Source organism: Bacillus sp. TH17 (assembly GCF_016651125.1).
Taxonomy (GTDB): domain Bacteria; phylum Bacillota; class Bacilli; order Bacillales; family Bacillaceae_G; genus Bacillus_A; species Bacillus_A mycoides.
This window is the reverse complement of record NZ_JAEKEN010000001.1, coordinates 672967-697927: the sequence shown is the minus strand read 5'-3', so window position 1 is coordinate 697927 and position 24961 is coordinate 672967. Positions and strand designations below refer to the sequence as shown.

The window sequence follows — 24961 nt, the reverse complement described above, 5'->3', positions numbered from 1 at the left end:
GTTATCCACTCTCCCCTAATTATAATAAAACCGAATCCTTATCATTCTCCAAAAAGAAAATCGTTTTGTTGATTTCTCAACTTATACTAATATGGATAGCGCCAGGGAAATTAATGAAGAAATACAATTAGAACTAACAAAAAACCCTGTAAAATTTATTACAGAGTTTTTTGCCAACTATTTATTGTTTTGCATAACGAATACGAACGTTATCGTCCATATGATAAATTTGTAATGTGTTTCCATCATAGTTTTGTAATTTATACATCATACTATCATTTGTTAGCTTTACTTCTTGACCGTCTTTAACTGCTTTTGTTATTTTTAAAGATAACTGGAATGATGGAACATCTACCGCATATGTTCCTGTTAAGTAGTTATCTTTATTCGGATAAGAACCGTTCGCATAGGACTCAAATGTTTTATCACCTTTTAGTACTAACGTAGTTTTTATGCCACTACCGTAATCAATACCCCAGTTACCAATAATCTCAGTCCCATCTTTGATGTTCTTCTCCATGTTTCCATAACTAATTCCTAACTCTTCACTTGTACCAACTGTACCTACAAATACCCCCGTTTTAGCTTGGCTTTTATCTGTTTGAGCCTGACTATCAGTAGTTGGGTTTGTCGATATAGAACTACTTGTTGTACTAGTAGATTTTTCTGTGGCTGTATCACCTTTTATCTCGGATCTTAACTTATCGAATGTAGGTTTCCAAATACGTTTTGCTTCCTCTAGTTTTGCATTTGCTTTATTTAAGATTTCCTTATCGGTCTCTAAGCTGAAGCCTTTATCGTTGAATAACTTCTCTATTTCACCGAATGTTTCTCTTAGTTTACCTGTCGCTTTTTCAATCTCTTTTTGTTCTTCTTTATGTTTTTGCGGTGCGTAAATCTTCTCTATCTTATCAAATACTTTATAGATGTCTTTAATACTATCTAATACCTCAGCTTTTGATTTACTTCCATTTCTCAAATCTCTTACAGAAGCATCATAGTAATCAAATCGTCTTAACATATCCTGTTCAATATCTAATAAATATTGTGCATAATCTTCATCTAAAACTCGAACCTTTTGAACATCTTTACTTTCTTCTTTCGAATTAGTTGATTTTTCTTTCGTTTCAGCAGCCTTAGATTTACTTGTTTCTTCTGTCTTTTCTTCTTTATTTTCCGAATCTTTTACTGTAACACAACCACTTAATAATATGGCAACTGGAACTGCAGCAGCTATTAGTTTTTTCACTTTCATACCTCATACCCCTTTAAGTAATTTATTCTTAGTTAGTTTTGCTACCGATACTCTTCGCTGCTTCTTCAAACAGTTTTGAGCCTTCTTGTGCTTTACTTAATGATTGATGCATTTTACTCTCGTCTTCTTGGTCTAATGCATCAAAGAGAAGTTGAAAACAATCCGCATACAGTTCCATCGACTGCTTTATCTTCGCCTGTTCTCCTTGTAACTCAGGAGGTGCTTGTAGATTCTTCAATTTCGTTGCGGTTGCCTTTGCTCCACCTAAACTCAGTTGTACTTCACTTTTCTTTTGTTTGTATGATTTTACGTCTGAATCTGCTATTCCTTCAATTAATTTCATTGTATCTTCAATTTGAGTGGCACTGTTTATAATATCTGCCTTGTACCTTTCAACATCTGAACCAGTTACCTTACCAGTTGAAGAATTAGAAGAAGTAGAATTATTTGAAGAAGAACTTTGTTGACTACTTGATGAACTACTGTTTGTATCTTCACCTTTCGCTACAGATAAGCTATCCTCTTTCTTGCTATCCGTTGACTTACTCTCTTTCTCTACCTTTTGCGTTTCTTCTTTCTTTGGTTCAGCTTTCTTACCATCAGTTTCAATTGTAATACAACCACTCAATAACATAACTGGTAACGCTAAACTTACTAATTTCTTTGCTTTCATGATTACTAATACCCCTTTATGTGTAAAATTCAGTGCAAACAAGTTAATATACTTAACTAATAAATCCCCCCGAATAATTTATTAGAATCTACTATCCATATATTTCCTGTATATTCATAATCTTTCCATATATATCATTTTACAGAGAATTACATATTTGGTCAAAGGGATTTATGTAGTCTTTGAAGGGAAATTTACTAAATGAAAAGAAATTTTATTCACAAAGAAAAGAAGCTAACAATAAATTGTTAACTTCTCAGCTGAAAGTAAAATATTATCTTTCCTTATCTTCTAATATCTAGGTTGGGATTGAATATTTGTAAGATGAACATCAAACATATCAATTATTTCAAGAAATCTATCAGCTTCACGGAAAACATGGTCTGCTAATAATGGATGAATGATACTCTTTATTTTACATTGCTCAATTAAATCACGTGCTGTTTTCTTAAAATCCCGAAGAGATGTAACCGACACACGATTTTGATCTAAAAATTGATCTAAAAGAGGGACTGTTTGGGATTGTGGTTTCATAGATTCTAAGTCAATTGCTTGATACATCAATTCATCAAAATCATTGCTAAAATTCCGTGCTGTGTCTACAAGCTTTCTTTCCGATGGATCAAGAAGATGACCAATAAATTTAGCATGGTCTGCCATAATCCTTAAAAAGAAAACATTTTCTTTAATAATAGCATCAGGAAGAGCATCTAATTTACCTTCATTTAATTGTATTAAACGTTTTCTAAAATAATCAGCTTCCCTACTTGTATGGTCAACTAAAAGCGGAAAGTTATTTTGTCCTGGCAATTTACATGTGAGAATTAATCCTAAAATTTTTCGTTTAAATCCCCAAATATTAGTTGCGGCTTGTTGTACTTCTGAATTAAATCTTTTTATTTGCTCAGGATCTGTTTCATTTGTATAGGAATGCGCTATTTGTTCGATATGTTCAAACAATCGATAAAATTGATTAGCCTCTTCAATTAGTTGAGTATCCTCACATCTAAACCCTAAGCGAAGAAAAAAAGAATGCTCCTTCATGATTCTAGACCAAAAACGAATTTCATTTAATGAACGCTCAACAAACATTACAGATGTAACACCTGTATCAGGATGTAATGATGTTTCATCCCTATGCATTGTTAATCCCCCCAGTAAATACTGCGCTAGTTCCATTCTTATGAGTAAAAAAATATATAAATACCATCAATAAAAGTTCATGATGAATATTGTATACATGTAAAATTCAACTTGTATAAGCTTAGCTTGATGAACATATACTGCTCCTCCAGCAAAAAAGGCTACCAGCTAGATGTAAAGTTCTACTAGTCGGTAGCCTGTCAAAATTTCTATTAAAGCAATACCGAATCTTTATCACTATCCTGATTCCGCTTCTCTCGCTCTTCTTCTAAACGCTTCATATATACTTCGCCTTCTTTTTCGATAAAATCATTATCCATCTCTTGCTCTTTTTTCGAAGTATATAAAACCATGTAGCCACTCAATACGATCCCAATGATTACAAGATAAATCCACCATGGTAAAGTTTCCACTTTCGTTCATCCCTTTCCTTAGACAAGCCTTATTAGTTTCACTTTATGAGGAAAGAAGTGGATTTATGCTTAAATTTTATTGTGGATTCTTCGCGAAGAACGCTTGTACATATTCCATAAACTCGATTGGTTCCTGGCGAAACGGTGCGTGGTATCCTTTTTCAATGATATGGAACGTACTATTTGCAAATAGCTCATGATACAGTTCACCATTTTTCCAAGAAACACTCTTATCGTGTCGTCCCCATATAATTAAAGTCGGTACCTTAATTTTATCTGCTTCCATCGCAATGCGGCGCTCTCTCATTTTCGTAAGCTGATCATAATGCTCTTTATCATCGCGACTATTTTTCACTTCATTTTTATTATAATCCGTAATCTCTGTTACAGTTTGTAAGTCTGTCGATAGTGGCGGCACTTCATAACTTTCTTTTTGCTGGAAAGACTCTATTCCTGTAGAATCCGCTAAAACGAGATGCGTTACTGCATCCGGATATAAATACGCTAAATTTAGAGACATCTCTCCGCCCATCGAATGACCAAGTACTGCGAATTGATCGTATCCGAGCTTCTTCATTAACTTATAATATAAATTCACTTGCGTGGGAAACGAATACTGAAAATCAATTGGTTTAGAAGAACGCCCAAACCCTAAAATATCAACTGCAATAATCGTATGGTCCTTTACAAGTTCCGGATAAATATCATTAAACCCATCTGAAGAACCACCGAACCCGTGAAGCATAAGTAAAGGCGGTTTCCCCTCACCAATTTGCTTAAAATAAATCGTCTGCCCATCAATCTGCGCCATACTCTCTTTCGTATTCAGCCTCATCATCACAGTATCTTTCACTTCTTCAACCTTCGCAATCGGCTTATCAACGAAGTTACATACTATTAATAAAACAAGAACAATACCGCTAATAAAATAAAATTTAAACCGTTTCAAAATTCCCGTCTCCTTTCTCTTGTTGCTATTTAAAGTTTTTACATTATTTGGTTGTTTTATGATTGTTTTTAATTGTAACCATGACAGTTACAATTATACTAAAAAAATATTACTCACTGCCATTAGTGATGGTTACTTTGTAACTATTATAGTTACACATTTAAAGTAAGTCAATTCTTTTCTCTACATGTCCTAATAACAAAGAAAGGGACTTCATGTTGAAGTCCCTTTCTTTGTTATTAGAGTTGGCTTACTCCGCCGTCGCCTCTATTATCTGCTGGTGCTCCGCCATCGCCTTTATTAAAACTAACGTAGTCTGGTCTTGCTGGTGCTCCTCCTGTCTCTCCTATATTTAATGCTTGATTTGTAAATAAACTATTAGCTCCAATCGATAACGCACCTACTAACGCAATCCCCAACATTCCAAAGTGAATCTTTTTCATTATTTCAGCGCCCCTTTTTTCAATAATTTTTTTTGAGCTTTATGACTCATGTAAAAATAATGACTTGCCTTATTGTGATTCTCTTCTTCATAAAACCTTAAAGCTAACATTCCAGCGTATTCTTGTATACACTCCCATAACTCTTCTTTCTCAAAATAAGAAATACCTTCTAAAACTACTTCCTCTAAGCTTAATGTAGGTGATTTTTCGTTTACACTTTTCAAAATCATAAAACGGTATTGAAACTCTTCCTTATTTAATTCTTTACAAATATCCAAACCTTTTTCTATCAAATCTGCCGCCAATTGATATTGTCCTAATTTATAATATTCACCCGCTTCAACAAATAGCGCTTTAAAAAATTTCGGCTGTTTTTTTGTAACTTCGGATGCATGACGAATTGCGAGTTCCGATAAATCTTGGCTAGCATATAAAAAAGCTAAATTATGACGCACCATTAAAATATATTTTTCATAATTTACTTTTTGGAAAATATCCATAGCAGTATTAAAGCTTTCTTCAGCGAGTTCGTAATTTTTTAAATCTACACAACACAGGCCAAAAACATTTTCATCTAGCGCTATATTTATTTCACAACCTATATGTTTTTTAAATTCCTCTTTCGCTTTTCTCAAATACTCAATTGCATTAACTTGTTGGTACGTCTGATAGTAAAAATTACCCATACGATAATCAAATTCAGCATTCTCTAAAGGGTGCGAGACATATTTCAGTAATTCATTTGCCTTTTCATAATTTTCCTTTGCATCTCCATATTTAGACATTGAAGTACAATATATCCCTTTAAAGAAATGATAATAATATGCTAAAAATCCTTCAGTTGGGATTTCAAAAGATTCTATTCTCTCAAAACTATTTTCTTTTATATTCAACCAATCCGTCAGCATCTTATATCTAAAATCTAATAATGTAAAATACAAAGATAATTCCTGATCCATTTCCAAACCACTAATCTTACTATCAATCTCTTCTTTCATTTCCGTAGCTTTCTCTATATGTTGCTGCAACATTACACGATACCAATCATCTAAAGAATGTTTCATTTGCTCCTTCGTTACTACATCTGTTCCCATACCTTCGCATCCCCTTTTCTCCAAACTTACAAAATTAGGATATTTATACAATTATTCAAATTGTATATTATCACCCCTTTTCTATGTATTGAAAAATAATTGTCAGAAAATTTATAATTTAAATTAATTATACCAAATATTTCTATTTTAAAAACTTGAGAAACATTTTTCAGAAAATTTTATAGACCAAATAAAAAAGCAAGCAATTCCAGCGATTCGCTAAAACTACTTGCTCTTCTACTTATTATTTCTATTTTTACTCTTTAATAAATTCCTTCGTACTTCTCACTGTATCAATTGGACGTACTAATTTTTCGATTTCTTCACGTTTTGGCTCTAGGAATGGAGGTAAAGATAATTTTTCTCCAAGTGTTTCGTATGGCTCATCTCCCATAAACCCTGGGCCGTCTGTTGCAAACTCGAATAAAATTTGCGGCGCAACTCTTGCGTATAATGACTCAAAGAAGTGACGATTTACATAACCAGATGAAGGGAGTCCAACTCGACTTAGTCGCTCAATCCACTCTTCTAATACAGCGCGATCCTCTACGCGGAATGCTGCATGATGCACTGTACCAAAACCTTGTTGTGCTTCAGGAAGAACCGTATTATGTTCTACAATGACAGATGCACCGTTTCCACCTTCACCTACTTCAAATAAGTAGAATTCTCCTTCTTGAGCAATCTCTTTAAATAATAGAACTTTTTCTAGTACTTCTTTGAAATAACTGAAATTCGCGATACGGACAAATACAGGTCCTAAGCCAGTAATTGCATATTCTAATGGCACTGGGCCGTCTTGCCAAGGTGTACCTGATTCCACGCCTTTATCAAATTCATCTGATATCAATTGATAGTGTTGATCATCAAAGTCAACGAATGAAAGAGTTTTCTTACCGAATTGCTCTTTAATTTCTGTATGTTCTACTTCAAGACGGTCAAAACGTTTCACCCAATACTCTAGTGCTGCGTCAGTCGGAACGCGGAATGAAGTTTTTGAAATTTCATTTGTACCGTGTACTCCTTTTGGAACACCTGGGAAGTCAAAGAATGTCATATCTGTTCCTGCACTACCTTTATCATCTGCAAAGAATAAATGATACGTTTGAATATCATCTTGGTTTACTGTTTTTTTAACTAAACGCATTCCTAAAACGTGAGTGAAAAATTCATAGTTCTTTTCTGCACTACTTGTAATTGCTGTAACGTGGTGAATTCCTTTTAATTGGTTCATTTTATATTCCTCCAATGGTTTTAAATTTTATATTTTCTCTTCTATTATTTCTCTTCAATAGGTGCTAATTTCGCTTCAATTTCTGCTCGCTGTTCTTCTAAGAACGGCGGTAAATCAAGTTTTTCTCCTAAATGCTCTACATCTCCATCAACTGTAAATCCTGGTCCATCTGTCGCAATTTCAAATAGGATTCCATTTGATTCACGGAAGTATAAGCTTTTAAAGTAGAAACGGTCGATAATGCCTGAAGAATGGAAACCTTTTTGTATCACCTGTTCTTCCCAATAAGCTAGCTCTTCACTGTTTTTCACGCGAATCGCTAAATGGTGAATGCTACCGCGGCCTGGCTTTTCAGTAGGACCATCTAAATATTTCACAACGATTTCTCCGAAGGCTTCTCCTTTAATAGACTGGAAAATCGCTTCTTCGTCGCTTCGGCTAACTTCTTTATAACCAAATATATCTGTTAGTGTACTTGCCAGTTTATCAAGTCTACGCACTGTCATTTCTACAGAACCCATTCCTTGAATTTGATGTTCAGCTGGAACTTCGGATTTCTCCCAAGTTTCCCAGTGCTCCACTTTTTCTCCGTTTGAAACGAGTAGCACGAGACGAAGACCTTCCGCATCCTCAAATTGCAAAGCAGGACGATTTGCATATGTTGTCATTTCACTATGTTTCACATCAAATTTCTCAAATCGTTCTTTCCAGTAATGTAAGCTTTCCTCTGAAGGAACGAGTAATCCGATTCGCGTAATTGCATTCGTACCACGGTACGTTTTTCCTACTAAAGGCATTTCAAAAAATGATAGTTCAGTACCTGGACTTCCTGTTTTATCTCCGTAAAATAAATGATACATGGATGGATCATCTTGGTTTACCGTCATTTTCACACGGCGTAAACCAAGCACGTTTTTATAAAAATGGTTATTCTCACTTCCGTTTTTTGTAACCATTGAAATGTGATGATGCCCTTTAATTTCATACATTGATAATTCCTCCGTTTCATTTTACTAGTCAAGTGATAACTAAAAAATAATATGCTTCTTAGCTTTTTAATTTATTCTCATTATATTTTTGTAAATTCATCTTAGTTTTTACTGAATAAGTTACTTTGCTTTTTAATCGAAAGCAAGTGAGTGTATGTTTTTCATATGACTCAATCGCTTTCGTTACTATCACTTTACAACTCAAGTGATTAAAAAGCAAGTGATTTATCTCAAATTCGAGATATTTTTTCATTGCATAACATTTTGAACTGGAGAATGGTTTGGTAAATATTAAAAACATTAGTGGAGAAAAGAAACTTCAATATTATCGAAAACTGTAATGTCGAGAATAGCAGGATAACTTTTTCCTTCTTCAATTTTATATGAACAAACAGTGGAGAATCCCGTAAACACTACACCGTTAATATTTATTGTAACTTCCTCTTCGATTAACTTATTGGCTTTTTCTACATACGCCATATATTTCATGTTTCTTCCTCCCTTTCCTAATTGAAATTATGAGATAAAAAATGTAAACATATAAAATAAAACTTGTCTAACAGAAAATGAAGCCAATTTATATGTGAAATAAAGTTAGTAAAATAAAAGAGCATCCCCAAACGGAAATGCCCTTTTATTTCAGGTTTAAATTACACCCATTTCTTTTAACATATCAATTAAACTAGTATAGAAGTATTCACATGCTTCTGTCTCAGAATTAAATATCTTAATATTACTCGCTTACTATAACATTTTACATTCTTTTCGAAGATATTTAATGAATTCACACTTGGTAAATTTACATCTCCTCGAACCATTTTACCTTGTTGTCTTTAGATTTTCGTATTCTCATCAAACTTCTTTACCAGTTAAATTATCAACAAATCTTATTTTTCCATTTTCAGAAACTAATTGTAAATCACTACCTATTGGTAGTTCGTATATTCCCAGAATGGCCGGTTCAATATTTGCTACAGTATTAAAATCACATACTACTAAATTATCAGGATTATTAATATAATCATCATCATCAATTTCTGAAAAGAATCTCCAACCATTATCTACCGCATCTATTGATTGCTCTCTCAATATCCATTTCAATTTTCCTGTTTCATTTATTATATTTTTTGAAACAATACAGGCCCCAGCTTTTTCAATAAATTCAATAGGCTCTTTTTTATTCATATTTTTCCATCCTTTCAATTAAACTTGCTCCATATGGGAATTTTCTAGCGTATTCAATAGCTGAAAATCCTGTACTATCTTTAGAAGTTAAATCTAAGTTTGGTTGAGAAAACCACAAATTATATAACTTTTCTAATACTTCATCCAATTTCTTTTCTATTTGCGATTTTTCTTCTTTTGAAAGAAACGAATCAATTTCTCTATTACACCATCTCGAACTTGATCATAAGACCATTTTTGCACCTGTATTTTTTCTCTTATAGCTTTTAATTCTTCTATATTTTCCTTCGAGTATCTCGGATATCCTTCCTGACTTCGCTCTGTTTGACCATACTTTAAGCAAATCGAGAGTCACCCCTAAATGATCCGCAATAATTTTCGGTGTATACATTTCCGATTTTATTTCCAATTTTCATTTCACCCCTGTTCTCAAACATAAATCTTCATAAAACACCCTATATGTCTTCTATACATCTAGATAAAACAAAAAGAGCATATCCCTTTCGGAATTGCCCTCTCAACTTAAAAAATAATATCAATTTCCTTTTAAAATTTGATCAATCTCTTTCTCATTTTCACTTATTAAATCATAAAATCCTACATGAATATCTTCTTCATACAGCCAACATAAATCAGTACCATAAGGAGCATCAAAAATTTCTAACATAACTGGAGCTATTTCTAATATAGAGCTTGCTCCTAATACTTGAAAATTACTAGAATCATTTACATATTCATCATCATCTTCCGAAGAATAAATAGTCCACCCATTTAATTGAGGAATTTCTGATTTTTCCCTAAATGTATAACGTATTGATTTTCCAACTACAACATTTTTAGAAACAATAAAGCCCCCGTAATCAGAATTATTTACTTTCATATTAACACTCCTCAATAATAGTTAATAAATCATTTCTCCAAGAATACTCTTTAGCATAATCTACACATGATTTTCCAGATTGATCTTTCAAATTATAGTTTGAACCATTTTTAATAAGTAATTTATACATGTCTTTATTGTCTTCTGTAGACAATTTATTTATCGTAATAGCATACTTCAAAGGAATAGCATTATATTTATCCAAAGCATTTATATTAATTTCATTATCAATAAGTAATCTTGTTATCTCTAATTCATATTCTATTGTTGGGCGTAAAACACAAAAATAAAACATATGCAATGCATTCCTTTTATCTTTAGCTGTAGTGTAATTAATATCAATACCCTCTTCTAGTAAAAATTTTATAATTTTAAGTTTTTCACTAGAATTTTTATTATTAGTCATAGCCATGCACAATAAATTAATATCTAAATCACTATCAATTTGATTAATATCACCATCATAAAATTTTTTGAAATCTTCAAAAGTTCCTTCTCTAACTGCATCAAAAACATTTAATATTTTCATTCCATCATCTTCCTAACTACTCATATTTATGACTTCTATTTACAGAGGGCTTTTCTAATCTGAAATTATCCGAATTAAACTGAAATTCTTTTAACTCTTTAAGAGTAATCTCACGATTTTTATATTTCTCAAACATATTCTTATAAGTATTTCCTTCTGTATGACCAAAATCTACTTTATTTTTTCGTGCCTGTCCAGGTTTCCAGTCAAGTACCTCACTAGTATTAGGATCCCGTAAAATCCCATCTGGGTCTATCTGTTTATCAAAAACATCTTTTTCAAATTCATATTTCTTTTTACCAGATAACTGTGGTCTACCATTAGGCTTTCCGTTTTTAATATAGGGACCATTTTCTAAAGCTTTATCTGAACCCTTAACTTTTTTAGCTGTATTTACAGCCTCAGTAGCCTTAGCAGTCATTTTAACTCCTTTTCCTACTTTAGCTATCTTTCCAAAGGGTGTAAGGCCGGCTACAGCCATGACACCTGCCCCAGCACGTTCCCACCCCGAAAGTTTTTCGCCAGTAGATGGATCAATACCATCCCAAACACGAAGAACATCATACTCACCACTTATTTCACCCGCTATATCCCTAGCTAGTTTTTTACCATCAAAACCCTCTTTTTCTGATGATAGTGGTCCACACATTGCACCTTCTTCCATTGTAACATCTTGATTATCTGTGTTACGAAATTTTTCGGCAATTCGTTTCAAATCTTCTTCCACTTGTATAAGTGAATTGATAGATGTAAAAGCTTTTGGTCTCGCATCATTGAACATTTGAATGAACTGTTGATTAGAGGCACCAATCCATTGAAAGCACAAATGATCAATTTCATTACATAAATTATTATGTATAGATTCTAATGCGATTCTGGTATTACGTGCACGATTTGCAACTTCTTCTAGCATTTCAGGTGTTACCTTGATTTGAACCATTTCTTTCCTCCCTTTTCCCAATTAAAATTATGAGATAAAAAGAAAAAAATGTAAACACAGAAATTTTAGATTAGTATAATAATGTGTATATAAAATAAAAGAGCACCCCCAAACGGAAATGCCCTTTTATTTCAGTTTTAAATTACACCCATTCCTTTTAACATCTCAATTAAACTAGTATAGAAGTATTCACATGCTTCTGTCTCAGAATTAAATGTCTTAAGGTTACTCTTTGTTCCTCGCTCATTATAATATACTTTCCATACTCCATTCTGTTCATTAAAACAATACGATTCGTTTGGTAATCCACCCTTTAAACTATATAAATCCTTTGGCACCTCTTCTTGTAATAATTTCTGTTCTAACTCATTTTTTCGCATGTTTAGAACCTACCCTTTTCAATGCTTCTTCTTCAATTATTTCATTTTAACTATTTCATTTTTAATAAAGAAAACAGCCCCACTAAGCTTTTAACACTTAATGAGGCCATTCTATTCACAATCTTAATTATGGAAAGTTGGCTTATAGAACGAACGATTATCAAGCGCAAAGACACGTTCTGTGTATTCGCCTGGTTTTGTGCGTCCTAATGCGCGGTCCATCATGTTCATTTTTGCATCTAAGTTATCGATGTAGTGCAGAATTTCTGCTTCTTTCACTAATGGTGGTTTTGGGCTACCCCATTCTGCTTTTCCGTGATGGGAAAGGACGATGTGCTGAAGGATTAATACTTCCTCTGCATCGATTTGTAGTTCCTCTGCTGCTTTACCAATTTCGTTCACCATGATAGAAATGTGGCCTAGTAAATTTCCTTCTAACGTATACGTCGTAGAAATTGGTCCAGATAGCTCAAATACTTTACCAAGATCGTGTAAAATAACGCCCGCATATAGTAAGTCTTTATCTAACGATGGGTACAGAGCCGAGATAGCTTTCGCTAAATCTAACATTGATACAACATGGTAAGCTAGTCCAGATACGAACTCGTGATGGTTCTTTGTCGCTGCTGGATATTCTAAAAATTCGTTTTGATGCTTATTTAACAAATGTCTTGTTAGACGCTGTATGTTCGGGTTTCTCATTTCAAATATGTATTGCGTAATTTTCTCAACCATATCTTCTTTTTTTATTGGAGCTTTTTCTACAAAGTCTGAGATGTCTGTTACTTCATTCTCATTCGCAACACGAATTTGTTTCACACGTAATTGAATACGTCCTTTATAGTTTAGAATATCTCCAGCTACTTTAACGATTGTTTCTGCTACATATTGTTTCTCAACTTCTGGCGATACGTCCCATAGCTTTGCTTCAATATCTCCACTTGGATCTTGTAAGATTACTGTTAAAAACGGCTTGCCATTGCTTGCGAGACCTTTTGTCGCTGTTTTAATTAACAAGAAAACATCGACTTGTTCACCAACTTCATATTCTACAATTTTCTTTTTCATTCGAATTCCTCCACCAAATCAGTTACTTTTAGTATAGCATACTACAACTCATTTTCTTTACGCTTACGTGTTAATTTTATAATCTCATTTTCTGTAAAATACGTGAGTAGATGCGCATGACATGTAAAGAAGATAACTTGTCTATCTTTCGCAATTTCTTTTATAAGTTCAATCGTTCGATTCGTCCTTACCGCGTCAAAATGTACGAAGCTATCATCAATAATAAATGGATAGTCATGCTCAAACGTTTTCGCTAGCGCGAATCGCAATGATAAATATAACTGCTCCGCTGTCGCTTGGCTTAGTTCATGACTGTAAAAACGCATACCATCGTTACGTTCGACAATGAACGGTTCCGCTTCTGACGGTGAGAATATTTTACTATACCTTCCGCCCGTTAAATAAACGAAATACTCTTCAGATTTTTGTAAAATACGCGGAAGATGCACTTCATGATAATACTGCTTCGTTTTCGTTAGCACTGTCTTTGCGGCCGCATATGCAGCCCACTTCTTCACTTGTTCACGCACTTGCGCTTTTTTCATTTCCCACTCATGTAGCAAATCACCATACGTACTGCCTTCTTCTAAATTCGCAATTTCTATTCGATGCTTCGCAATACGCTCTGTCAGTTCTTTCTCTTGCGCCAGACAGCTTTGCGCGGCTGTGATTTCTTGCTTTAATTTTTCATCATAACCGTCAGCCTCATAATGCTCAGCTAATGACAAACTCGTTAAGCGCTGTTCTAACAAATCAATTTGAGGTAATAAACGCCCCACTTGCTTATCCGCGTCTTCACGTTTCTCTGCCAATTTTCCTGCTTCTAAAAACATCTCTTCATCTGTAGATTCTGCGATATGCCATAACCCATCTCGCTCTACTAGTAGTTGTTTTAATTGCTCTTGCATGAACTCATATTCTTCTTGCCATTCCGCCAGCTTCTCTTTCAGCTGCTTACAAGTTTGGCGCTTCTCTTTTTCATTTTGCATACGACTTTGCGCCTCATGCAAATTACTATACTCTTTACTACCGATAACAGTTTCTAGTTTATGCTCAAAGTGCGAAATCATTTCATACAATGAAGATTTCCGCTTACTTTGCTTCTCTAAATCACGATATAATTGCTGCATTTTTTCAATACGCTCAAACGCTGGCAACATGTGCGCATACGTATAAAATTCTGGGAACATATAGCGCGTTTTATACGCATTTACTTGTTCTCCTATTTGGAAAGTTTCTCTCTCCCATTCTTCATACGATGAAACGACTTTATCATAAGCACGTTCCATTTGTTGTAATTTATAAGACTCTCGCTCAAATAACTTTCGAATCTCTTCATCCTTTTCTAACTGATAACGAACGGACATCGCCTCTTCACTTTGACGACCGCCAGCACTTTGCTGAAGAGTAAGAAGCTCTTCTTGTAATCCACCCGAAGGATCTTTATATAAAACGAGTGCTAAAACAATCCCTACAAAAACAATGACACTAATAAATAATAGCGCGCGGTTATCTATAAATAGACTCGTGAATAAAACAAGCGTGTTAATAAGAAGTAACAGAAGACAAATTCTTTGCCACTGTTTTTTCTTTTGCATAGCCGCCCCTGTTTTTTCCTCATACTTATGCTTCATTCTCTCTGCGCCCATACCGATAAACGCCGCATCTTGAAATGATTTTTCTCTCTCAACTAACGTATTTCTTTCTTCATCAGCTAACATTTGCTTACTTATTTGTCTTATATTTTCTTCTTGCTCTTCTAATTGCTCCTGAGCCGTTTTGAAACGTTCATCAAGCTGCGTTTTTTGCGTTTCTAACTCTCTCGCTTTTTGCACCGTTTGTGTAATTAATTCTTTCGTCGCTAAACTTATATCAAATGAAAGAACAGTCTCTTGTTCAAAAGTAGCGCCAATTTGTTGCTGTAGTTCTGCGATTTCTTCTTTTATATTCGCAATACTTCCCGTCATATCACGCATTTCTTGGCGTGCATTTTCATAAGACATATGCTGCATACGAAGTTCTTCTACGTAACTTTCTTTTTGTAAAAATGCTTCATCTATTTCTGTGGAATCAATTTCTGATTGCACTGTTTCTATCTTTTTTTGAAGTGAATCTATTTGTACTTGGAGCGGTTCTATCTTTGCCTTTACCGCCTCATAGCGCGCCATTCCGTTTACAGGAAACTGCCCGTTCTCGCTTTTCAACACTTTCTCGTGCGCACTCTTTTCAATAACGAGAGGCTCAAGCGCCGCTAATATTTCATAATCTTGCTTTCGTCTTTCGGCTGACTCTTTTTCCGCACGAACAGAAGCAAGTTTCTCTTCACTTTCTTTTAACTGCTCGACCTGTTTTTCATACGTGCCAATCTTCCCTTGCCACTCTTTCATCTTTTCCTCAATTTTCTTCATCTCTTGCAGTGACACGTTAATTTCAGGATTACGACCACTCGGCTTAAAACGCTGATTCATTTCTTTTTCTAATTTTTTATCTAACTGCAATAACGCATCACTTCCTACTGCGCTGGCCGAAAATAAATAATTGCCGATATCCGCTTCGCCGAGCTGATGAATATTTTGAAGACCATGCATATCAAATGAAAAAACAGAATCAAATAAGGTTTCATTCACACCGCTTAATATATCGTTTAAAATATCTTCGCCGCCAGTTTTCCCGTCCTCAAAATAAACGGTCACCGCGCCTACTGCCGTCTTTGGCAATCGTTCAATTTTCAAACGGCCGTACTTTTCTGTTTGAACAGTCATCGCTCCGCCATACTTCCCGCCTTCTTTCGGTTCATAACGGCGCTGTCCTCTCGTCGGAAAACCGAATAAAATACTTTTCATAAACGAGCGAATTGTCGATTTTCCCGCTTCATTTTCACCGTACAACACCGTCAGCATTGACAGATCCATTTCCACATTTTCTAGTTTTCCATAGCCATAAATATGGAGTTTTTCAATTCTCATTTTTTATCCCTCTCTTGCTGGAATAATTGCTCTAAAATAATATTTTCCGCTTCCTTTTGAATCTCTTTCTTCTCTTCTTCCGTAAAAGCTTCAATGCTATTACGTGCTACAGGAGATGTCCAAATGGTGCGCAATACTCCGTCCATATTTGTGAAAGCTTCTAACTCTTTCAGCACACTACCGACGAAATGATTTTCTTCTTTCAAACGTTCAATTTCCGCAAAAGAAACCGTCTCATTTTTCCACTTCATCGCATACACAAAGTCTTTTCGCTCTTCGCCAGCTGCTAAAATATGAAAAATCTCTTCCACGCGCTTGTCTTCACGCAAATAAGGAGAAAGTGGCCCCTGCCCTGTAAATACGACAGTTAAAAGCGTGCCTTCCTCTTCTCTTCTGCATTCATTCATCGCACTTGACGCGCTCGTCATAAGATCATCAACAGTTTCAAGTCCATCGATACTAACTTCAATCTCATCCCACACAACATCCGCCGTATGGAAAAATGAACAATGCGTTCCTTGTTTCGTAAGTTCAATAAGGTACGCACCTTTCTCCCCTGTTTCCTTACGATGACGACCTTGTATATTACCCGGATAAATAATGTACGGCTCTTCTGCTAAAATTTCACGTTTATGTATATGACCAAGAGCCCAATAATCAAACGGCTTTTCTTTCAGCTCACGAATTTGAAACGGTGCATAACGATTATGTTCTGCATCCCCTTCCACACTTCCGTGAAGCATTCCAATATGGAAAGGCGCATCACTCATTTTCGTATACTGCGCTGTCATATTATCCGTTACCGCCTGTTGCAAATAACTAAAACCATAAATAGAAGCTACAAGCTCACCATTTTTATAAAATGACTTCTCTTCCACATAAGGCTCCGTAAACACGTGAACATTTTCCGGAAACTCAATCGCTGCCCAGCTTCCCCCTAAATGATCGTGGTTACCATGAATAATAAAAACGGGAATATCGTACTGCGAAAGTCTCTTCATTTGCTCACGCACAAACACTTGCGCCCTCAAACTTCTCGTCTCCGCATCATACAAATCCCCGGCTAGTAATACGAAATCAACGCGCTCTTGAATCGCTTTATCAACAATACGCTCGAACGATTCAAACGTACTCTGCTTCATTCTCTCCCAAACAGACTGTGGTACATTCATTTCCATCCCTTTAAACGGACTATCCAAATGCAAATCAGCCGCATGTATAAACTTCACTTGTTTCACAAATAACGATCCTTTCTATAATTCAAAAGTTTCATCTTATCCGCATGAACACAAACAATAAATGCTCAATTGTTGAAAACTAGTAATAAGCAGGAAATAAAAAATCCCCCACTGATTAAAGTTTCACTTTATTGTAACACGCAATGTCATATATTTCTTTGCATATTCTAGTGATTTATGACAAAATAGTTATAAGATTCTGATTTTAATTATTGGAGGGAATTTTCATGGGAGTATACGTTCTAACAGTCTTTGAAAAAGATGGTTCAAAAGCATTAGACGAATCATTCGAGGCAGCAACTGAAAAAGAAGCGAAAGCAAAAGGTGAATCTATTTTACAAGAAAAAGGATTGTACGAAAAAACACATCGCTGCACATCTTCTGCAGGTAAGCTCGTTTTATTCCAGCGCTAAAAAAAGAAGCGTCATCCGCTTCTTTTTCACTCTACTATATCTTCGTCACACCACGTAAACGCCACATCTAGAATACGATTACCGATACGTACGCGCTTATTCCATTTTCCTGTTTGGATCTGATGTTGCAATTCCGCTTTCATCTTTTCCGTCCAGTCGTGAATCGTGTCACTACGGTCGTACGGATATACGCCTGGAAATTCTTCCTGCAGAAGATGCAAGCTCTCTGCATCAAAATGAAAATGGAAGAAGTAGTTTGCTGTAAGCGATGGTTCTTGCAATCGTAAAAAATGATCATCAACTTGCTTTCTATTTCTATAGAAAGTAAAGATATTCACTTTACCGCTCGTAATTTGGTCAATTTGAATTTCGTGCTTCTCTATAATCACGTCTTGCCCACCTCGTTATATACTACCCTTAGTATATATGTCTTTTGCAACAAAGTTAACCATTTTCGCGCGAAATTCATTTCCTTCATTATATTACCCGTACCTCCAAGTACAATCAGGACAAATAAACAAAGTTGAAGGGGAGCGATCACATGTATTTCGGAAGCAAAGGTTGGTATGTAAAAGAACTTAAAAAATTAGGGATTCGTACTTACGAAGGTAAAAAACTAGAATCTTATCGTACACATATTTTATCTAGTTTACTTGAGAGAATGAAGAAAGCTTCGGCTTAATAGATGTAGGAAGCGACTACGGTTGCTTCCTTTTTATTTACTAAATAAAAAGGAAATCATCATACCTTAACTTTACCGTTATACTTTCTTGATAGAAACCGCCCATTATCAACTGAATTTCTAGTACCAAATACTCTTCCAGATAATCATTTGTATATATTTTAAATTCTCCATACTTATTAACTCGTCCGCTTCCAACATACATATCACTACTTGTTATGACAATTGTTGAATGGGGTTCTGCACGGCCCAATATACGATTATTACTATAGTCCAAAGCATCCACATTTATTTTTTGATGAATATTATTAACTGAATCTCTACATTTATTTTCACACAAATTAACATTGCTTTCTTCAGCCCTCGATAGCGCTCGATTCCTACTAGTCTTTTCTGAAGAGAAAGCAACATTCCCCAGCCAACTAAACCTATCAAATGTAGTAATAGGTAGAAACATCTACGTTAACTCCCCCATTCTTCCAATACTTCCATCTCATTTTTTATCAACTACGGTCTTTTAATGAACTTACAGCAATACGTTTTATGTTGGGGTAAAAGAAAATAGCTTTGGTTTTCCATTCAATTTCGCACTGTTAATTTGTACAGAACACATAGAATACTGTTTTTCACCCCAGATGTAATGACAACACCACACAAAAGAAACCACGATCCATTAAATGTAAATCCACCTTCAAATATATTAATAATAATTATGTTGCCAATTATTAAGAGAATCCATGAAATGGAATACTGTTTTCCATTTGTAATATATAAAATTTCATCCTCATAACAGACTGTAATTCCCCCACCTTGCCAAACACCAATAGCGAAAGAAATAAGCGTAACTGCCAGTAACTCTGCTTGTAAATCCCTAGTCATTTGTTGCGGCGCCGTATAAGTAATAATCCCTATCATCATGAGAAAAGTTATAATATCTATCCAGTTTAATTTTCTTTGTTTGCTTTGCAGCCAAATAAAGAAAATTAATACAGGAATTAAAAGCAAAGTTTCCATTTAATTATTCTTCTTCCTTTCCTACATTAGAAACGTCTATAATTGTAATGCAATTAGATTGTTCTTAAATCTCTCATACTTTCTGAAGCATAACATGAGAAAGAAATAAAAAAATCGTACAAAAGGGCAAGCCTATAATGTACGATTGGGCATATATAATGTTTTAAAAATGAATTAACTTCCTTTCAATAGATACAGCTACTGCTTCTGACCGTGAATTAACACCTAATTTATTGTATATATTTGTTAAATATGCTTTTACCGTTCGCTCAGCTATTCCCATATCAAATGCAATTTCTTTATTCTTATATCCGCGCGCAATAGCTTTCAGCACAAACAATTCTTTAACCGTTAAGTTATTTTCTGCAACCTTATCAGCATGTACTTCTTTCCTTTTATACTTCACTATCTTTTCCATAATATTTGGTTGTAGTAAAATCTCACCTCGAATAGCCGCTTCCAATGTTCGAAACAAATTCTCTCGATCCGTATCTTTTAGCAAATATCCTTTTGCCCCTAACTCAATTCCCTTTAACATTAATTCATCTTCGTTATAAGTAGTTAATATAATAATCGGCGTATGGTTTTGTTTTTCATTCAAAGCCTCAATTGTTTCTAAACCACTCATTTTAGGCATATTCAAATCCATTAAAATGACATCAGGTTTCTTCTTTTCTATGAAAGAAAGGGCTTCTTCTCCGTTTGCAGCCTCACCTATAATTTGAAATGAATCACTCGTTTCTATTATTAATTTCAGACCTTCTCTTACAACGAAATGATCATCTACAATTAATACGTTATGTTTCATGGCTATCTCCTTCTTTATTTATAGGCACTTGAATATACACTTTCGTACCTTTCATCTTTTCACTCAATATATGTATTTCTCCCTTAATCAATCGAACACGCTCATTTAGACCAATTAAACCATAATGTCCAGGATTCTTACCGATATATCCAGTGTCAAACCCAATTCCATTATCTTCAACTTCTATAGTAAGTTTTTCAATGTTATCGATATATTCAACTTTTAAATGAACATCTGTTGCCTGTGAATGTTTTGCGATATTCGTTAAACATTCACTAATTACATATAAGCAGTGCTCTTTTACTACGCTTGAAATATACGGTGGACTTTGGATAGTAAATCTCACATGTATAGACGTAGCTTCAGAAAAACGTTGAACCTCTTCTTTTACTGCTCCATTAAATGAATTAGTAGTATGACGCAAATCATCAATAACCAACCTTGCATCATGTAAAGTTTGTCTCGCTCTTATCATAGTTTGTTTCATAATCTCTTGAGAGCGTCCTGTATTCCCTTTTTGCATATGGGCATCTATTGCTTCCAATTGCATAATTAAGCTTGCTAAACCTTGCGCTAACGTATCATGTAAATCTCTTGCCATACGCTGCCTTTCATTAGCTAATGTCAATTCTTCCACTCTCATATATGCAGACTCTAACTCTTGAATATAGCTCTGTATACGATTACGTGCATCAAATTGCTGCTTATTAATGTAAGAAAAAGGAATAATAATTGCTAATACTAAAAGAAACATAGAGATAAGAATAGCTAATTTATTCACACCATAATTGATACTAATTGCAGCACAAAATATTGCATACATAAGAGTAAAAACTGCCATTACTTTAAATATATTGTTATAAACATATAAACTTTGGGCGATTAAAATAGGAGTTAATCCAACAAAAATCGCTATCGAAGCATTTGTTGCAATAAATGCAGCCAAAAACACAATGAAAAGTTGTACAAAAAAGAAGTACAACAATTGCCTATTTTTTAATGAACTCGCATACCAATGAAAAATAGTATGAATAACAATGACTATTGTAAAGAAAAAACTATCCATAGAGAAAATATTATTACGAAATTCTAAAAGCATTGAAGCTATATATACGAGTGTAATCCATAAAATAATAAACCTTCTTGGAATAAATACCACTTCCAATACATTTGTATCCAAATCTATATTTAAACTTATTTTTTTCATATCTGACCTCCACCATTACATTATACAAGATGCAACTTACATTTTGATAAAGTGAAGGCTTTTACATACAGCCCCACTCCCACAAATAGCGGGATAAGTCACTGATTCCTCTTCATCCTCATTACCAAATACAAATACGAAATATTGTATATCGAAATGCATTGATGTTTATGTAAGATTATTATTCAGCAATCCATACAATGCTACATAACTAATGTATATTTTTAACATTTTCACAATCAAAATCTCCTCAAAGTATAAACGATGACTTTCTGTTCCCTTTTATTTAGTGCTAATGAAATAATCATTTAAACTGAAAATGCTATAATTAACCCAATCAAACTAAGGGGGAGCGTTTATCTTGCACGGAAAACACATTCAATTTCATGAGTTTGGTAACCCAAAAGATGTATTACAAGTTGAATATAAAAATATAGAACCATTAAAAGATAATGAAGTTTTCGTTCGTATGTTAGTTAGGCCGATTAATCCATCTGACTTAATTCCAATAACCGGAGCGTACGCTCATAGAATTCCTTTACCTAACATACCTGGTTATGAAGGTGTCGGCATTGTAGAAGATGTTGGCGCGGGCGTTACTAGAGACCTTATCGGTAAACGTGTTTTACCGTTACGCGGGGAAGGTACTTGGCAAGAATATGTGAAGACATCAGCTGATTTTGTAGTCCCTATCCCTGATTCCATCGATGATTTTACAGCGGCACAAATGTATATTAATCCCCTTACGGCATGGGTTACATGTACAGAAACGTTAAACTTAAAACAGAATGATATTTTATTAGTAAATGCTTGTGGATCCGCTATTGGTCATCTTTTTGCTCAGTTATCACAAATTTTAAACTTCCGATTAATTGCAGTTACGAGAAATAATAAGCATACAGAAGAATTACTGCGCCTAGGTGCCGAATATGTAATAGATACTTCCACTGCCCCGCTTTATGAAACAGTTATGGAGTTAACAAACGGGCTTGGTGCAGATGCAGCGATTGATTCTATCGGGGGACCGGATGGAAATGAATTAGCTTTCTCCTTACGTCCAAACGGGCGCTTTTTAATGATCGGCCTTCTATCAGGAATACAAGTGAACTGGGCAGAGATTGTCACGAAAGCAAAAGTGCACGCGAACATATTTCATTTACGGCATTGGAATAAAGAAGTATCACCATATAAATGGCAAGAAACGTTTCGTCACTTAATTCGCTTAGTGGAAAACAAGCAATTACGTTTTATGACGGTACATTCTACATATGACTTAGCGGATGTGAAAACAGCGGTTGATGTCGTGCAGTCTGCTGAGAAAACGAAAGGGAAAGTGTTTTTGACGGGTTAGTAAATGCTATTGAAAGATCTATTTTGATTGATTTTTTCAAAATAGATTTTTTTATGTCTTATAAACCCTATTTTAGTATCCCCGCTTCAACTACCTAAAAAATAACATTGTCAACAGAACTTAAATTGGTTATCATAAAAATGAATATAACAGGAGATGAGCAGATGAATATGAACGAAAAGAAATCTTTTTCAAAAGTTTCTCGGCGGAAATTAGTCGATGAAGTGTTGGAACGTCTACAAGAGAAAATCTTTTCTGGCGAGTATGAAGTTGGCGATCGCCTCCCTACAGAGCCGCAATTAATGGAAGAGTTAGGAGTAGGACGTTCAACGCTGCGAGAAAGCATAAAGATATTAGTACATGCCGGCATATTAGAAGTTCGACAAGGACAAGGTACTCGTATTGTCTCACTAAATACAGCACAAGATTCATTTGAAAAACGACTGCAAGCAGCTAATATTAATCATGTGTATGAAGCAAGAAATATGTTAGATAAAGAAGTAGCTATGTTAGCGGCACAGCGCCGAAGTGAAGAGGATCTTTTATACTTAAAAGGACATTTGAATAAAAGAAAACATGCCCTTCAAGAAGGAAATTATGTAGCATACATAGATGCAGACATTCAGTTTCATCTAGCAATTGCAAAGGCGAGCAAAAACGAAGTTCTACTTGATTTGTATCAATCTTTCGTACCTGCCCTTCGCCACATTTTAAGCCAATTAATATTAAATACAGTGAACTATGAAGATAACTCTGAAATTCATGAAAAATTATTCCAAGCTATTTTAAAACAAAATGCCGAAGAAGCACGAACATACGCCGTTCAAAATTTGGAGCTGAAATAAGCTCCTTATATATTACACTTAAACATCAGATGATATACTCAATAACATCTGATGTTATTGAGAGGAGAAAATCAAATTGAAACATCAAGGACGAACTTATTTGTATATACTAGCACTATTTTTTGTGTCCATTAATCTACGTATCGGAATTACATCTATTTCACCTTTATTAGAAACAATCCGACAAGACTTAAATATAAGCAATTTTTCCGTTAGTTTTTTAACAGCTATTCCTGTTTTTTGTATGGGGACATTCGCCTTACTGACTGGGAAGGTAATTAAAAAATATGGGGCAGAAAAATCAATTATGGCTTGTCTTATTTTAATTGGCTTTGCTACATGTATGAGGGCTTTTACCTCTTCCATTTCCACATTATTCGCGAGCTCTTTATTTATCGGCATTGGAATTGCACTTGCAGGTCCGTTACTATCAGGTTTTATTAAAGAAAAATTCCCTACGAAAATCGGCTTAATGATTGGAATATATTCAGTAGGTATGGGGACTGGCGCCTCTTTAAGTGCAGGGTTAACGATTCCTTTACAACATGTATTAAAAGACGATTGGAATATGGCACTCGCTTTTTGGGGTGTACTTACTATTATCGCTATTATATTTTGGTATCCGGTTATGAAACGAAAAAAGAATACGAGTACACAAGATAAAAAGAATAATAGTTTACCTTTAAGAAATAAAAAAGCATGGTTGTTTACAATCTTTTTCGGACTACAATCAGGAATCTTTTACTCCATTACGACTTGGCTTGCGCCCGCAAATCAAAATATGGGTGTCAGTAGCGAACAAGCTGGTACTCTCATAACTGTTTTTACAGTTGTTCAAATGATATGCAGCTTTTTAATTCCAACATTAGCGGATATTTATAAAAACCGAGCACTTTGGTTATTAGGGAGTATATGCTTCGTACTCGTAGGTTTATCGCTTATGATTTACCCATTAACTACACCATGGGTCCCTTCTATTTTACTAGGTATCGGGCTCGGCGGCGTATTTCCACTCGCTCTTATGCTACCGCTATATGAAACAAAAACTTCAGAAGATGCGAGTGCATGGACTGCTATGATGCAGTCCGGAGGATACATTATGGGCGGATTCATTCCTGTCCTAGCAGGAATCGCTCGTGACTATTTTGATGGTTATACGCAAGTTTTTATTATAATGGCACTTTTAAGCTTCATTTTATTCCTATTAACTTTAGTCATGAATAAAAGGAAAAGAAATGCAGAAGATCTTGTCTCCGCTTAAA

General features: G+C 34.7%; 29 protein-coding genes and 1 pseudogene. 5 read left to right on the top strand and 25 right to left on the bottom strand.

The annotated features are described in order from the left end of the window. Positions 1–181: 181 nt before the first annotated feature. The 20 genes and pseudogenes from JFT95_RS03425 to JFT95_RS03330 all read right to left on the bottom strand — a co-directional run bounded on the left by JFT95_RS03425 (position 182) and on the right by JFT95_RS03330 (position 17379). Positions 182–1255: a DUF3994 domain-containing protein gene (locus JFT95_RS03425; protein WP_088292348.1), complete on the bottom strand. Its 1074-nt coding sequence runs from the start codon at positions 1253–1255 to the stop codon at positions 182–184. Between the two features lie 28 nt (positions 1256–1283). After that, the gene (locus tag JFT95_RS03420; protein ID WP_016119759.1) at positions 1284–1928 is read right to left on the bottom strand and encodes a DUF7018 domain-containing (lipo)protein; all 645 of its coding nucleotides are present in this window, start codon (positions 1926–1928) and stop codon (positions 1284–1286) included. 291 nt (positions 1929–2219) lie between these two features. Next, positions 2220–3071, bottom strand: coding sequence for a DUF2935 domain-containing protein (locus JFT95_RS03415; protein ID WP_000554485.1), 852 nt, complete (start codon positions 3069–3071; stop codon positions 2220–2222). Positions 3072–3283: 212 nt separating this feature from the next. Beyond that, positions 3284–3484 (bottom strand): sporulation YhaL family protein, encoded by a 201-nt coding sequence (locus JFT95_RS03410; RefSeq protein ID WP_002087191.1) that lies wholly within the window; start codon positions 3482–3484, stop codon positions 3284–3286. 76 nt (positions 3485–3560) lie between these two features. Continuing rightward, positions 3561–4433, bottom strand: a complete 873-nt coding sequence (locus tag JFT95_RS03405; RefSeq protein ID WP_113769064.1) for an alpha/beta fold hydrolase — start codon at positions 4431–4433, stop codon at positions 3561–3563. A gap of 239 nt (positions 4434–4672) precedes the next feature. Next, positions 4673–4876: a Phr family secreted Rap phosphatase inhibitor gene (locus JFT95_RS03400; RefSeq protein ID WP_201051405.1), complete on the bottom strand. Its 204-nt coding sequence runs from the start codon at positions 4874–4876 to the stop codon at positions 4673–4675. Next, entirely contained in the window at positions 4876–5970 is a 1095-nt protein-coding gene (locus tag JFT95_RS03395; protein WP_044444080.1) for a response regulator aspartate phosphatase, read from the bottom strand. The genes JFT95_RS03400 and JFT95_RS03395 overlap by 1 nt, the downstream gene beginning before the upstream one ends. A gap of 256 nt (positions 5971–6226) precedes the next feature. Next, entirely contained in the window at positions 6227–7204 is a 978-nt protein-coding gene (locus tag JFT95_RS03390) for a ring-cleaving dioxygenase (protein ID WP_201051403.1), read from the bottom strand. 44 nt (positions 7205–7248) lie between these two features. Next, positions 7249–8193, bottom strand: a complete 945-nt coding sequence (locus tag JFT95_RS03385; protein WP_012260498.1) for a ring-cleaving dioxygenase — start codon at positions 8191–8193, stop codon at positions 7249–7251. Positions 8194–8493: 300 nt separating this feature from the next. Then, positions 8494–8682 (bottom strand): hypothetical protein, encoded by a 189-nt coding sequence (locus tag JFT95_RS03380; protein ID WP_012260497.1) that lies wholly within the window; start codon positions 8680–8682, stop codon positions 8494–8496. Positions 8683–9045: 363 nt separating this feature from the next. Then, positions 9046–9378, bottom strand: coding sequence for a DUF2185 domain-containing protein (locus tag JFT95_RS03375; RefSeq protein WP_012260495.1), 333 nt, complete (start codon positions 9376–9378; stop codon positions 9046–9048). Continuing rightward, the gene (locus JFT95_RS30100) at positions 9371–9526 is read right to left on the bottom strand and encodes a hypothetical protein (protein ID WP_012260494.1); all 156 of its coding nucleotides are present in this window, start codon (positions 9524–9526) and stop codon (positions 9371–9373) included. Before JFT95_RS30100 ends, JFT95_RS03375 begins: the two co-directional genes overlap by 8 nt. Further along, positions 9509–9787: pseudogene (locus JFT95_RS29430) on the bottom strand (MerR family transcriptional regulator); the annotation flags it as partial. The pseudogene JFT95_RS29430 and the gene JFT95_RS30100, both read right to left, overlap by 18 nt. 126 nt (positions 9788–9913) lie before the next feature. Continuing rightward, a complete protein-coding gene (locus tag JFT95_RS03360) occupies positions 9914–10258 on the bottom strand; it encodes a DUF2185 domain-containing protein (RefSeq protein WP_201051401.1) in 345 nt (114 codons plus the stop codon). Between the two features lies 1 nt (position 10259). Continuing rightward, a complete protein-coding gene (locus JFT95_RS03355) occupies positions 10260–10787 on the bottom strand; it encodes an ankyrin repeat domain-containing protein (protein ID WP_012260492.1) in 528 nt (175 codons plus the stop codon). A gap of 16 nt (positions 10788–10803) precedes the next feature. Beyond that, positions 10804–11727, bottom strand: coding sequence for a WXG100 family type VII secretion target (locus tag JFT95_RS03350; protein WP_201051399.1), 924 nt, complete (start codon positions 11725–11727; stop codon positions 10804–10806). Between the two features lie 137 nt (positions 11728–11864). After that, positions 11865–12107: a hypothetical protein gene (locus JFT95_RS03345; RefSeq protein ID WP_098169104.1), complete on the bottom strand. Its 243-nt coding sequence runs from the start codon at positions 12105–12107 to the stop codon at positions 11865–11867. A 123-nt stretch (positions 12108–12230) separates the two neighbouring features. Next, complete coding sequence (gene yhaM, locus JFT95_RS03340; protein ID WP_002030183.1) at positions 12231–13175, bottom strand: 3'-5' exoribonuclease YhaM; 945 nt, start codon at positions 13173–13175, stop codon at positions 12231–12233. A gap of 41 nt (positions 13176–13216) precedes the next feature. Next, positions 13217–16141, bottom strand: a complete 2925-nt coding sequence (locus tag JFT95_RS03335) for an ATP-binding protein (RefSeq protein WP_201051397.1) — start codon at positions 16139–16141, stop codon at positions 13217–13219. After that, positions 16138–17379, bottom strand: a complete 1242-nt coding sequence (locus JFT95_RS03330; RefSeq protein WP_201051395.1) for a metallophosphoesterase family protein — start codon at positions 17377–17379, stop codon at positions 16138–16140. The genes JFT95_RS03335 and JFT95_RS03330 overlap by 4 nt, the downstream gene beginning before the upstream one ends. Before the next feature lie 227 nt (positions 17380–17606). Here JFT95_RS03330 and JFT95_RS03325 point away from each other — a divergent pair, with 227 nt between their 5' ends. Then, positions 17607–17792, top strand: a complete 186-nt coding sequence (locus JFT95_RS03325; RefSeq protein WP_000539551.1) for a YhzD family protein — start codon at positions 17607–17609, stop codon at positions 17790–17792. A 26-nt stretch (positions 17793–17818) separates the two neighbouring features. On the opposite strand, the gene JFT95_RS03320 is transcribed toward JFT95_RS03325, so the two are convergent. Further along, positions 17819–18181, bottom strand: coding sequence for a hypothetical protein (locus tag JFT95_RS03320; protein WP_002011092.1), 363 nt, complete (start codon positions 18179–18181; stop codon positions 17819–17821). Between the two features lie 152 nt (positions 18182–18333). On the opposite strand from JFT95_RS03320, the gene JFT95_RS03315 reads away from it, so the two are divergent. Then, complete coding sequence (locus JFT95_RS03315) at positions 18334–18474, top strand: YflJ family protein (protein WP_000273535.1); 141 nt, start codon at positions 18334–18336, stop codon at positions 18472–18474. Between the two features lie 40 nt (positions 18475–18514). Here JFT95_RS03315 and JFT95_RS03310 read toward each other — a convergent pair whose 3' ends face one another. From JFT95_RS03310 to JFT95_RS03295, 4 genes are all read right to left on the bottom strand, one after another. Beyond that, complete coding sequence (locus tag JFT95_RS03310; protein WP_088038721.1) at positions 18515–18931, bottom strand: hypothetical protein; 417 nt, start codon at positions 18929–18931, stop codon at positions 18515–18517. A gap of 122 nt (positions 18932–19053) precedes the next feature. Further along, positions 19054–19488: a hypothetical protein gene (locus JFT95_RS03305; protein ID WP_002186507.1), complete on the bottom strand. Its 435-nt coding sequence runs from the start codon at positions 19486–19488 to the stop codon at positions 19054–19056. 163 nt (positions 19489–19651) lie between these two features. After that, complete coding sequence (locus tag JFT95_RS03300; RefSeq protein ID WP_002087211.1) at positions 19652–20296, bottom strand: response regulator; 645 nt, start codon at positions 20294–20296, stop codon at positions 19652–19654. Continuing rightward, positions 20286–21503, bottom strand: coding sequence for a sensor histidine kinase (locus JFT95_RS03295; RefSeq protein ID WP_088038718.1), 1218 nt, complete (start codon positions 21501–21503; stop codon positions 20286–20288). Before JFT95_RS03295 ends, JFT95_RS03300 begins: the two co-directional genes overlap by 11 nt. Before the next feature lie 361 nt (positions 21504–21864). Between JFT95_RS03295 and JFT95_RS03290 the strand changes: the two genes are divergently transcribed. The 3 genes from JFT95_RS03290 to JFT95_RS03280 all read left to right on the top strand — a co-directional run bounded on the left by JFT95_RS03290 (position 21865) and on the right by JFT95_RS03280 (position 24960). Beyond that, positions 21865–22854, top strand: a complete 990-nt coding sequence (locus JFT95_RS03290) for a zinc-dependent alcohol dehydrogenase family protein (RefSeq protein WP_201051394.1) — start codon at positions 21865–21867, stop codon at positions 22852–22854. Between the two features lie 164 nt (positions 22855–23018). After that, positions 23019–23699 carry a FadR/GntR family transcriptional regulator gene (locus JFT95_RS03285; RefSeq protein WP_201051393.1) on the top strand — a complete coding sequence of 227 codons (681 nt, stop codon included), beginning with the start codon at positions 23019–23021 and terminating at the stop codon, positions 23697–23699. A 76-nt stretch (positions 23700–23775) separates the two neighbouring features. Further along, on the top strand, positions 23776–24960 hold the full coding sequence (locus JFT95_RS03280; protein WP_201051392.1) for an MFS transporter: 1185 nt from the start codon (positions 23776–23778) through the stop codon (positions 24958–24960). Position 24961 lies beyond the last annotated feature (1 nt).